This window comes from Parvibaculum sp. (genome assembly GCF_040882025.1).
In the GTDB taxonomy this organism is placed as follows: domain Bacteria; phylum Pseudomonadota; class Alphaproteobacteria; order Parvibaculales; family Parvibaculaceae; genus Parvibaculum.
On record NZ_JBBECC010000056.1, the window covers coordinates 25,574 to 35,752 of the forward strand.

Here is a 10,179-nt window from a genome sequence, read left to right on the forward strand (position 1 = left end):
CGCTTCTGGATTCCGAAGTTCAACGCCATGCTCTACGGCCAGTGGTACCACCAGAACGCCGCCGGCAAGTCGGCCTATCGCTGGGCAAAACGCACCGGGCGTTTGAGGACATGGGAGGGTGCGCGCAACGCGCAGACGCCGGAAGAGGCTCTCTAGCCCCCCAAAAGCAAAACGCCCCCGGAAACCGGAGGCGTTGCGTCTCAGCCTGACGGCCGGAGCTTATTTTTTGACGACGACGGGGGCCGGTACGCCGCTTTCGCGCTGGGCGCGCTTGCGGGCGAGTTTGCGGGCGCGGCGGATGGCTTCGGCCTTTTCGCGGGCGCGCTTCTCGGAGGGCTTCTCGTAGAAATTGCGGAGCTTCATTTCGCGGAACACGCCTTCGCGCTGAAGCTTCTTCTTCAGGGCCTTCATGGCCTGATCGACGTTGTTGTCGCGAACGAGTACCTGCACGAGAAAAAACCTGTCTAGTTTCAATGGGTTAAGCGCGAACGCGGCAACGCCTGCGCTAGAGTGCCGCCTGTCTAGCAAAGGATGAGGGCTTTGTCCACTGCCGCCCCGCCGGACCCGGCCGGAAAAGCGAGGCATTCCGCCCCGTTGCCGCCGCCGGGCTGCGGCCTCATATTGCGCCCATGGCCATACGAAAAATCGCCCGCATGGGGCATCCGGTGCTGAAAGGCATCGCCAAGCCCGTCCCCGACCCCACCGCGCCGGAGGTCAAGGCTCTGGTCGCCGACATGATCGAGACGATGATCGACGCCAATGGTGCGGGGCTCGCCGCCCCCCAGGTCTACGCGCCCTGGCGGATCGTCATTTTCCAGGCGCCGGCCGAGCGGGCGGGCGAGGCGGTCGACGAAGCGGAGATTTTCGACCATACGGCGCCCCTGACCGTCCTCATCAACCCCGAAATCGAGATCCTGACGGCGGAGACCGAGAAGGGCTGGGAGGGGTGCCTTTCGGTACCGGGGCTTCGGGGCGCGGTGCCGCGCGCCACCGACATCCGCTATCGCGGCACGACGCCCGAGGGCGAGACGATCGAGCGCCGGGCGCGCGGTTTCCATGCCCGCGTCGTGCAGCATGAATGCGATCATCTCGACGGCATTCTCTATCCGCAGCGGATGGACGACCTGTCCGAACTCATATTCGAAAGCGAGGCGCGTGCCATGCTTGCCGCGCAACTTGAAGCGAACGAGGCTGAAAAGGAGACGAGCGATGCCCGATAGGATGACGGGACGCCCGGGCACGCGCGCCGGCAAGGCCGGCCACGCGGAAGCGGCGCGGGCGAAGCTGCTCGCCGCCGCGTTGCCGCATGTCGCTTTCGACGGCTGGACCCCGCGCCTGATGCGCGAAGCGGCGGAGGCGGCCGGCATCAGCCACAACGAGATGCGCCTCGCCTTTCCGGACGGCGCGCTCGATCTCGTCGACTATTTCCTGGCCGATGGCGACCGGCGCATGGAGGAGGCGCTGGCGGCGGAAGACCTCGCGGCGATGAAGGTGCGCGCGCGCATCACGCGCGCCGTCCGCGTCCGCCTCGAGGTCGATGTGGCAAATCGCGAGGCGGTGCGCCGGGCGGTCACGCTGCTCGCCCTGCCGACATCCGGCGTCCACGGTCCGCGCGCGCTCTACCGCACGGTCGATGCCATCTGGCGCGCCGCCGGCGATACCTCCACCGATTTCAATTTCTACACCAAGCGCGCGACGCTGGCGGGCGTCTGGTCGGCCGTCACGCTTCACTGGCTGTCCGACCATTCGGACGGCTTCGCCGACACATGGGCCTTTCTCGACCGGCGTATCGAGGACGTGATGCGTTTCGAGAAGGCCAAGGCATCGCTTCTCGGCGTGATGGAAAAACTGCCCGATCCCTTCGCGTTGCTCGGGCGTTTGCGCTACCGCGAGTAGATCAGGGCGTGCCGCAGCCGACATCGATCCAGACGACCCGGTCGATATGGTCCGCGAAGCGCGGCTTTTCCATCGGAACATCATAGCCCGTCGGCTCTTCCGGCGTGTGTATGCTGACGATGCGCGGCGGCTGGCCCGCCGGGCCCCGCAGCGGCAGGTAGATGCTCTGCGCATGCGCGATCCGGCCGGAGATATAATGGCTGCTGACGCGCGCCTGCGAGACGCAGGGCCGGTAGACCACTTCATGCATGTCGCGGCTGCATTGCACCCGGTTGTCGTCGGTTATGAGGTCGAGCAGATTGACGCCCGTCGCGTCGTAGCCGACCCGGTTCACGAGACCCGTTCCGACGAGGCGGTGATGAATGTCGGTCGGGCTTCTGACGCTGACGATGGCGATGTCGGGCAGGCAGCCGACGATGGCAATCGGATCGAAATCCGATGCGTCGGGCATGCCGTCCGCGCGCGGCAGGCCGCACCAGTATTCGAAAATTTCCCGATGCGTGTGCGCGCCGAGCACGGGCGCCGTGGCGCGTTCGCCGGGCGTCGGCGCGTGTTCCTCCATGAAGCGCCGCGTTGCCGCGTCGCTGTCGGCATGTGGTTCCGTTCCGGCCAGGTCCATGGGCGGCCTTTCTGTCCGGCATGCGCCCTTGAGCGGGCGGTACCGGCGTTTCCTCCCTCTCAGCGTGAGGCCGCGGGTATTAACGTGACGTAACCGGCGGACGCTTTCCGAGCGGGAACAGCCGGTTGACATGGCCCATCTTGCGGCCCGGCCGGGCCTCCGCCTTGCCGTAGAGATGCAGCTTCGCGCCGGGCTCGGCGGCAATGGCAGCCCATCCTGCCGCCGCGTCGCCGATCAGGTTGGTCATCACGGCGTCGGAATGGCGCGCCGGGTCGCCCAGCGGCCAGCCGCAAATGGCGCGGATATGCTGCTCGAACTGGCTCACCGCGCAGGCATCCATCGTCCAGTGGCCGGAATTGTGGACGCGCGGCGCGATTTCATTGACCGTCAGGCGCGAAGCGCCGGCGCTTTCGGGCAGCAGAAACATCTCGACGCCCATCACGCCGACATAGTCGAGTTCCGCCACGATCCGTGCGGCGATGGCGCGGGCCTCGTCGGCGAGCGCGGGCGCGAGGGCGGCCGGCGCATAGGTGCGGGCGAGGATGTGATCGGTGTGAAGGTTCTCGACCGGATCGTAGGCCGCCGTTCCGCCATCCGCCCCGCGCGCGACGACCACCGAAATCTCGCGCTCGAAATCGACAAAGCCTTCCACGATCGCGGGCAGGCGGCCGATCGCCTCCCAGGCGGCGGCCGCTTCTTCCGCGCGCGCGATCTTCGCCTGTCCCTTGCCGTCATAGCCCATGCGGCGCGTCTTCAGAATGGCGGGCGTGCCGATCCGCACCAGCGCGGCGTCGAGATCCGCAGGCACCGCCACTTCGGCGAAGGGCGCGGTCGCGATGCCGTGTTCCTTGAGGAAGGTCTTTTCGGTCAGGCGGTCCTGCGCGATCGCAAGCGCCCGCGGCGCGGGGCGGACGGGCGCATGCTGGCTGAGGATGCGCGCCGTTTCCGCCGGCACGTTCTCGAACTCATAGGTGACGACATCGACGCTGTCGGCGAAAGCGGCAAGCGCCACGGCGTCTTCATAAGGCGCGCGGGTCAGCCGCGCGGCTACGTCGGCGGCCTGCGCCTCGGCGTCGGGGCAATAGATGTGGCATTTGAAACCGAGCTCGGCGGCGGCCATGGCCAGCATGCGGCCGAGCTGTCCGCCGCCCAGAATGCCGATCGTGCCGCCCGGTGCGATTGCCGCCACTATTTGCCCTCTGGGCTCAGGCCCACGGCCGCCGTCTGCGCGGCGCGCAAGGCGTCGAGCCGCTTTGCCAGCGCCTCGTCCGACAGCGCCAGCACGGCGGCGGCGAGCAGTCCCGCATTCTTCGCGCCCGCCTCGCCGATCGCCAGCGTGCCGACGGGAATGCCGCCCGGCATCTGCACGATGGAGAGGAGGCTGTCCTGTCCCGACAAGGCCTTCGACTGGATCGGCACGCCGAAAACCGGCAGGGCGGTGAGCGAAGCCGTCATGCCCGGCAGATGCGCCGCGCCGCCGGCGCCGGCGATAATGACCTTGAGGCCCCGTCCGCGCGCCGTCTTTGCATAGTCGACCATGCGCTCGGGCGTGCGATGGGCCGAGACGATGCGCGTCTCGAAGGGAACGCCCAGCGCCTTCAGCGCCTCGGCGGCGTGGCGCATGGTCGGCCAGTCCGACTGGCTGCCCATGATGATGCCGACCAGCGGCTTTCCCGAGGATTTCGCGGCTTTTGCCGGGGCTTTCGCCCGTTTCGCGCCTGCCTTTTTCGCTGCCATCCGCGTTCGCGCGCCCCACGCTCGGGCGGGCGCCCGAAGGGCCCGCCGGTTTCGGAAAGCGAGGGAGTATAGGCATGGGGACCGGCTTGGCAAGGCGCCGGGGAAGGGCGGAAAAGGGCCGATTCAGGCGCCCGCGCTATTCCGCCCCCGGTTCCCGCTCGCACGCCGCCGCCGCGCCGCAGGTTACGTTCGCCACCGCGCGTCCTTCCGCCATGTCGCGCAGCCAGTCGACCGCCCGCACGCCGTCGACTTCATACGTGTAAAGACGGTCGAAGCGGATCAGCGTGTGCGGCGTGCCGCCCGCCGTGTAGGAGCGGAAGCCCGGGATGGCGGCGGCGAGATCGGCGCGGTTCGCCGCGACCAGCGGGTGGAGCCTTGCCTCGGTGCCGAGCAGCTTCAGGAACATTTCCTGCACCTCGTCATAGGCGTTGTCGAATTGTGCCAGCGTCAGCCGCGGTTCGGCTTCCGCCGCCTTGCGCCAGATGTCCTCGAAGCGCGCGCCGTCGCCCTCGATGCCGTTCGTCCATGAGGGCGCATCGTCCCAGAAGCCCCAACCCTCCATCAGCGGCGCGACGGCCGGATCGCGGTAGCCGCCCGCGCCGTCGCCCAGCACGGCGATGCCGGCTTTGGGATATTCGGCCGCAACCTCCACCGCATACCAGGGTGCGGCGATGCCGCCGGCGCTCGACCCGGCGACAAGCACGCGCTCCGGCGCCTTCACATTCGCGTAGACCCAGTCGAGCGCGGCGCGGACATTCCTGCGGCCGCGATGGCGCACCGTGATTTCCTCTTTCCCGTCATCATAGGTCACGTCGCGGTTGCCGAGATGCACGTCGCCCGTGCAATAGCTGACGAAGACCTGCGTCCAGTCCGCAAGCGGGTTGTCCGCGTTGCCCGCGTCGAAAACGCCCTTCAGCCGGCGCGGGTCGTTATGTTCGATCCGCGACACCGGGACATAGGGCGTCGGCTCCTCGTCGAGCGAACACAGCGCGCCCGTCCAGCAGGCGCCGCCGCCATTGAGAAAGACGAAGAGCCGGTCCGCGCGCCCCGGCTTCACATGGAATTCATAGGGCGTGCCATGCGCGCAGGCCGTTTCGCCGCCGGGTGCGATGGTCGTCCAGCCGGGTTCGAGCGCCGCCAGCGCCGGCAGCGGCTCCGCCGGTGCGCCGCGCATCGTCGTAAAGGCGCCCCAGGCCACGGCCGCCATCGCGGCAAAGCCGAGCGCAAGCGCCGGTGTGAATTTTGTCGTCTCTGCAGTCATGGCGCGTTTTCCTCCGGGGGCGGGGTGTTTTTGCGATTATGGGGGGTGCCGGGCCAGCGGCCTAGCCCCCGCTGCTGCGGCCCCGCCGATGCCGGTTCGCATGGCATTCGTCCCCGAAAAATGGCATTTTCAACGGCGAATCGCGGCAGGCGCCGTGAGGTACAGGCGAACACCGCATGAAAATCGGCGACACGCGGCCCGTTTCGACCACTTCCTCCTCGACCCAGCGCGAGCGCGGCCGGGCGGCGGGCGGCGCTAGCGGCGGCCGCACGGTCTCGGACACCGCCAGCATCATGGGCATCCCCGAGGCCGAGATCACGCCCGCCGTGCGCGATGCGCTGATGGCGCTGATGGGCGAGGTCGACCGTCTCCGGCGCGACATGACCACCCTGCAGGACCGGTTGCGTGAGGCCGAGAAGCTGGCCGATCACGATCCGCTGGTCCCTGTCCTCAACCGCCGCGCCTTTGTGCGCGAGCTGTCCCGCGTCATCGCCTTCGGGCGGCGCTATGGCGAGCCCGCCGGCCTTGTCTATTTCGACATCGACAATTTCAAGCAGGTCAACGACCTGCACGGTCATGCGGCGGGCGATGCCGCGCTCCATCACCTGACGAAGCTTGTTCTCGACAATATCCGCGAGACCGACATTGTGGGCCGCCTCGGCGGCGACGAGATCGGCGTCATCCTGGTGCGCGCCGACGAGGCGATGGCGAAAGCCAAGGCGGCGGGGCTGGCGAAGCTCGTCGCCGGGCAACCGCTCCAGTTCGAAGGCAAGACGCTGCAACTCTCGATTTCGGTCGGCGCCGTCGCCTTCACCGGCGAGGACCAGCCCGACGACGCGCTCGCCCGCGCCGACCGCGCCATGTACGAGGCCAAGCGCGGCGAGGAGTGAGCACCCGCGCCGCTTGCTGTTCCATACAAAACAGGCATATCACCCCGGCGCGAGCCGGGGTCCATGGGCGGCTGCGGCAAGCGGTGAGGTGAAGGGAAGAAGGACTCACGCGGAGCCGCGGAGACGCGGAGCCGCGGAGACGCAGAGAAGGGAAGATTTATTGCGCCTTCGGCGCGAAAAAAAATAAATCGTCATTGCGAGCGAAGCGAAGCAATCCAGAGAGCCACAAATTCTGTGTTTGACGCTTTCTGGATTGCTTCGTCGCTGACGCTCCTCGCAATGACGTCCTTGTTTATGGGATTCCATACCGCCGACGCGAAGCAGCTTCTTCGGCGCGCAGCGCCAGTATTCTTTCCTTCTCCGCGGCTCCGCGTCTCCGCGTGCAAAATCTTGACTTTGCCATGGACCGTCCATGGATACCGGCTTTCGCCGGTATGACAACTGTGGTTTTGGCGATGGGATCGGACCACCCCCACACCCGCCCCCTAAGCAATAATATCCGGAAACAATATGTCCTCGATTTCCTGGATGCGGTCGCGCAGATGCAGCTTGCGTTTTTTCAGCCGCTTGATCTGCAGGTGATCGGGGCGCGGCGTTGCCTCCAGCGCATAGATGGCGCTGTCGAGGTCGCGATGCTCTTCCCTGAGCGTCGCCAGCAGCTCGATGAGTTCCCGTTCTTCCCGTTCGGTCATTTTTGCGTCTTGTTCACGGGCTTGCGCACCGGCGCGCGGCGGCCTTGTTTCAGCGCCTCGCCCCAGCGCTGCGTTTCGGGCGCTTCGAGGCCGAAGAGATCGAGCATCCGCGCCGCGGTCTGCGTCACCATGGCGTCGATCGAGCCCGGCTGCGTATAGAGCGCGGGCACCGGCGGGGCGATGATGGCACCGATTTCCGACAATTGCGTCATGGTCCGCAAATGGCCGGTATGAAGCGGCGTCTCGCGCACCATCAGCACCAGCCGGCGCCGCTCCTTCAGCATAACGTCGGCCGCCCGCGTCAGCAGCGACGATGTGACGCCGGTTGCGATCTCCGACATGGTCCTGACCGAGCAGGGCGCCACGATCATGCCGAGCGTCCTGAACGAGCCGCTCGCGATCGCCGCGCCGATATCGTCCAGCCGGTAGCGCGTATGTGCCAGCGCCTCGACCTCTTTCGGTTTCAGGCCGGTCTCGTAGCCCAGCGTCATTTCGGCCGCTTTCGTCATCACCAGATGCGTCTCGACACCCAGTGAAGCCAGCATTTCAAGCAGGCGCACGCCATAGGCGACGCCGGAGGCGCCGGAGATGCCCACGACAAGACGGGGCGGATTTCGGCCGGATTTCTTCATAACTCCACGTTTACAACGCCAGCCGGTTCTTTGCGAGTGGGGTTCGACAAGGAGCGCGAAAAGAGTCAGACTTTGGGCATCTGAGGCTTAACGAAAGGACGGAATGAGATGGCTCTGGAGTCTCACATTGCCGAGCTTCGCGACCGCCACAAGGCGCTGGAACAGGAGATTGACGCCGAGATTCACCACCCGAGCAGCGATGACCTGCATATCGCGGAATTGAAAAAGCAGCGGCTTCGACTGAAAGAGGAGATCGAACGACTGGGCGGCGAACGATCCGCCGCCTGACCCCACGAAAAGCGAATCTCGCGAAAGTATTCCAGCGCCCGGCCCCCAGGCCCGGCGCTTTGTATTTCGGGGGTCTCATGGTGAAGACGGGGTTACCGGCGGGTCACCGTCTTGTGAAGTCCGTCTCATGAAATCTTAAGTCCCGGCGGTCAGGCTTGCAGCATGAACGGGCGCAAGAGGCGCGCCTGCCCGCAGGCTGGACTTTAGACATGGTACTCAGCGCCGATTACCCAACGCCGGTCAACGTCAACGGCTTCGCGTGCCGCAACTGCACCGAAGTCGAGCAGGCGAAAAAGAACATCGATCCCGCGCACCCGAAGTCCGGGCCGTTCGGCGCCGATGCCGACATGGACCCGACCGTGCCCGCGGGCGACGCAAGGAAGATCGAAGCCGCCGAAGAGAAAGCCCGCGCGCGCGGTGAAAACACGGCGAGCGACAAGGGCCATGCTGGCGATCCGTCGAAAGGCCGCGCCGTCAACATTCTCCTCTGATCCCGCCTAAAGTTCGTCCGCCTTCTCGCGCAGCTTGAATTTCTGCACCTTCCCCGTCGAGGTTTTCGGCAGCTCGGTGAAGATCACCGTCTTCGGGCATTTGAAATGGGCGAGATTGGCGCGGCAATGCGCGATCACGTCCGCCTCGCTCAGGCTCGCGCCCGTCCGCACCGTCACGAAGGCGCAAGGCGTCTCGCCCCATTTCTCGTCGGGCCGTGCCACGACGGCCGCTTCCAGAATATCCGGATGTTTGTAGAGCGCGTCCTCGACTTCGATGGAGGAAATATTCTCGCCGCCCGAAATGATGATGTCCTTCGAGCGGTCCTTGAGCTGGATGTAATTGTCGGCGTGCCAGACGCCGAGATCGCCGGAATGGAACCAGCCGCCGGCAAAGGCTTCGACGCTCGCCTTCGGGTTCTTCAGATAGCCCTTCATCACCACATTGCCGCGGAACATCACCTCGCCCATGGTCGCGCCGTCGCGCGGCACTTCCTCCATCGTCTCCGGATCGCGCACCGAAATCCCTTCCAGCACGACATAATTGACGCCCTGCCGCGCCTTCACATTGGCCCGCGCGTTCACCTCCATCTCGTCCCACTCGTCATGCCAGGCGTTCACCACCGCCGGCCCGTAGGTTTCGGTCAACCCATAGACATGGATCACGTTGAAGCCTTCGGCCTCGAGCTTGCGGATCGTCGCGGCGGGCGGCGGCGCGGCGGCGGCGAAATAATTGACGACATTCGGCAGCGGCTTCTTTTCTTCCGCCGTGGCGTTGATCAGAAATCCCATCACCGTCGGCGCGCCGGCCATATGCGTCACTCTATGTTCGGCAATCGCGGCAAAGATGTTCGCCGCCGTCACGCGGCGCAGGCACACATGCGTCCCCGCCACCACGCTCATCGACCAGGTGAAGCACCAGCCGTTGCAATGGAACATCGGCACCGTCCAGAGATAGACGGAACTCGCCTTCATTCCCGCCGTCACGATGTTGCCCATGCCAAGGAGGTAGGCGCCGCGATGGTGGTAGACGACGCCTTTCGGGTTCCCCGTCGTGCCGGAGGTATAATTCAGGCTGATCGCCTGCCATTCGTCGGCCGGCAATTGCCAGTTGAAATGCGGATCGCCCGCGGCGATGAAGCTCTCGTAATCCGTCTCGCCGATCTTCTCGCCCGGCCCGTCGTAGAACGCATCGTCGATGTCGATGACGAAGGGCTTGACCTTGGCCAGCGCCAGCGCTTCTTTCGCCAGCCCCGCGAATTCGCGATCAACGAACAGCGCCTTCGCTTCCCCGTGATCGAACATGAAGCCGATGGCGGCGGCGTCGAGCCGCGTGTTGATGGTGTTGACGACCGCGCCGGTCATCGCCGGCCCGTAATGCAGTTCCAGCATTTCGGGAATGTTCGGCGCGATCACCGCCACCGTGTCCCCAAGCCCGATCCCGCGTTCGGCAAGCGCCGAGGCGAGCCTGCGGCAGCGCGCATAAAGTTCCGCGTAGGGGCGCCGCAAATCCCCATGCACCACCGCCACCTTCTCGGGATAAACCTCCGCCGCCCGCTTCAGGAAACTCAGCGGCGACAGCGGCTGGTGATTGGCCGGGTTCTTGTCGAGACCGGTTTCATAGGGGGTCGTCATGGGAATGCCTCGTGGCGCGCGGAAGGGAAGAATGTGCCGAC

13 protein-coding genes are annotated in these 10,179 nt (G+C 66.0%); 5 read left to right on the forward strand and 8 right to left on the reverse strand.

The window, feature by feature from the left end:
* Positions 1-219: 219 nt before the first annotated feature.
* Entirely contained in the window at positions 220-450 is a 231-nt protein-coding gene (rpsU, locus tag WEB61_RS03685; RefSeq protein ID WP_304734093.1) for a 30S ribosomal protein S21, read from the reverse strand.
* Positions 451-629: 179 nt separating this feature from the next.
* Between rpsU and def the strand changes: the two genes are divergently transcribed.
* A complete protein-coding gene (gene def, locus WEB61_RS03690) occupies positions 630-1,220 on the forward strand; it encodes a peptide deformylase (protein ID WP_368062973.1) in 591 nt (196 codons plus the stop codon).
* Positions 1,210-1,896: a COQ9 family protein gene (locus tag WEB61_RS03695; protein WP_368062974.1), complete on the forward strand. Its 687-nt coding sequence runs from the start codon at positions 1,210-1,212 to the stop codon at positions 1,894-1,896. The genes def and WEB61_RS03695 overlap by 11 nt, the downstream gene beginning before the upstream one ends.
* 1 nt (position 1,897) lies before the next feature.
* On the opposite strand, the gene WEB61_RS03700 is transcribed toward WEB61_RS03695, so the two are convergent.
* From WEB61_RS03700 to WEB61_RS03715, 4 genes are all read right to left on the reverse strand, one after another.
* Positions 1,898-2,515 (reverse strand): PAS domain-containing protein, encoded by a 618-nt coding sequence (locus WEB61_RS03700; protein ID WP_368062975.1) that lies wholly within the window; start codon positions 2,513-2,515, stop codon positions 1,898-1,900.
* Positions 2,516-2,594: 79 nt separating this feature from the next.
* On the reverse strand, positions 2,595-3,704 hold the full coding sequence (locus tag WEB61_RS03705; RefSeq protein WP_368062976.1) for a 5-(carboxyamino)imidazole ribonucleotide synthase: 1,110 nt from the start codon (positions 3,702-3,704) through the stop codon (positions 2,595-2,597).
* Complete coding sequence (gene purE / locus WEB61_RS03710) at positions 3,704-4,252, reverse strand: 5-(carboxyamino)imidazole ribonucleotide mutase (RefSeq protein WP_368062977.1); 549 nt, start codon at positions 4,250-4,252, stop codon at positions 3,704-3,706. Before purE ends, WEB61_RS03705 begins: the two co-directional genes overlap by 1 nt.
* Positions 4,253-4,388: 136 nt before the next feature.
* Complete coding sequence (locus tag WEB61_RS03715) at positions 4,389-5,513, reverse strand: pectin acetylesterase-family hydrolase (RefSeq protein ID WP_368062978.1); 1,125 nt, start codon at positions 5,511-5,513, stop codon at positions 4,389-4,391.
* 176 nt (positions 5,514-5,689) lie between these two features.
* Between WEB61_RS03715 and WEB61_RS03720 the strand changes: the two genes are divergently transcribed.
* Entirely contained in the window at positions 5,690-6,403 is a 714-nt protein-coding gene (locus WEB61_RS03720) for a GGDEF domain-containing protein (protein ID WP_368062979.1), read from the forward strand.
* 485 nt (positions 6,404-6,888) lie between these two features.
* Here WEB61_RS03720 and WEB61_RS03725 read toward each other — a convergent pair whose 3' ends face one another.
* Entirely contained in the window at positions 6,889-7,095 is a 207-nt protein-coding gene (locus WEB61_RS03725) for a YdcH family protein (RefSeq protein ID WP_368062980.1), read from the reverse strand.
* Positions 7,092-7,727: a UbiX family flavin prenyltransferase gene (locus WEB61_RS03730; RefSeq protein ID WP_368062981.1), complete on the reverse strand. Its 636-nt coding sequence runs from the start codon at positions 7,725-7,727 to the stop codon at positions 7,092-7,094. Before WEB61_RS03730 ends, WEB61_RS03725 begins: the two co-directional genes overlap by 4 nt.
* A 108-nt stretch (positions 7,728-7,835) precedes the next feature.
* Between WEB61_RS03730 and WEB61_RS03735 the strand changes: the two genes are divergently transcribed.
* Positions 7,836-8,015 (forward strand): YdcH family protein, encoded by a 180-nt coding sequence (locus WEB61_RS03735; protein ID WP_368062982.1) that lies wholly within the window; start codon positions 7,836-7,838, stop codon positions 8,013-8,015.
* A 209-nt stretch (positions 8,016-8,224) separates the two neighbouring features.
* Entirely contained in the window at positions 8,225-8,506 is a 282-nt protein-coding gene (locus WEB61_RS03740) for a hypothetical protein (protein ID WP_368062983.1), read from the forward strand.
* 6 nt (positions 8,507-8,512) lie between these two features.
* Here the strand turns inward: WEB61_RS03740 and WEB61_RS03745 are convergent, their stop codons facing one another.
* Entirely contained in the window at positions 8,513-10,138 is a 1,626-nt protein-coding gene (locus tag WEB61_RS03745; RefSeq protein ID WP_368062984.1) for an acyl-CoA synthetase, read from the reverse strand.
* Positions 10,139-10,179 lie beyond the last annotated feature (41 nt).

Coding starts and splice junctions, on each gene's coding strand:
- def (WP_368062973.1), top strand. CDS start 630: ATGGCCATACGAAAAATCGCCCGCATGGGGCATCCGGTGCTGAAAGGC.
- WEB61_RS03695 (WP_368062974.1), top strand. CDS start 1,210: ATGCCCGATAGGATGACGGGACGCCCGGGCACGCGCGCCGGCAAGGCC.
- WEB61_RS03700 (WP_368062975.1), bottom strand. CDS start 2,515: ATGGACCTGGCCGGAACGGAACCACATGCCGACAGCGACGCGGCAACG.
- purE (WP_368062977.1), bottom strand. CDS start 4,252: ATGGCAGCGAAAAAGGCAGGCGCGAAACGGGCGAAAGCCCCGGCAAAA.
- WEB61_RS03715 (WP_368062978.1), bottom strand. CDS start 5,513: ATGACTGCAGAGACGACAAAATTCACACCGGCGCTTGCGCTCGGCTTT.
- WEB61_RS03720 (WP_368062979.1), top strand. CDS start 5,690: ATGAAAATCGGCGACACGCGGCCCGTTTCGACCACTTCCTCCTCGACC.
- WEB61_RS03725 (WP_368062980.1), bottom strand. CDS start 7,095: ATGACCGAACGGGAAGAACGGGAACTCATCGAGCTGCTGGCGACGCTC.
- WEB61_RS03730 (WP_368062981.1), bottom strand. CDS start 7,727: ATGAAGAAATCCGGCCGAAATCCGCCCCGTCTTGTCGTGGGCATCTCC.
- WEB61_RS03735 (WP_368062982.1), top strand. CDS start 7,836: ATGGCTCTGGAGTCTCACATTGCCGAGCTTCGCGACCGCCACAAGGCG.
- WEB61_RS03740 (WP_368062983.1), top strand. CDS start 8,225: ATGGTACTCAGCGCCGATTACCCAACGCCGGTCAACGTCAACGGCTTC.
- WEB61_RS03745 (WP_368062984.1), bottom strand. CDS start 10,138: ATGACGACCCCCTATGAAACCGGTCTCGACAAGAACCCGGCCAATCAC.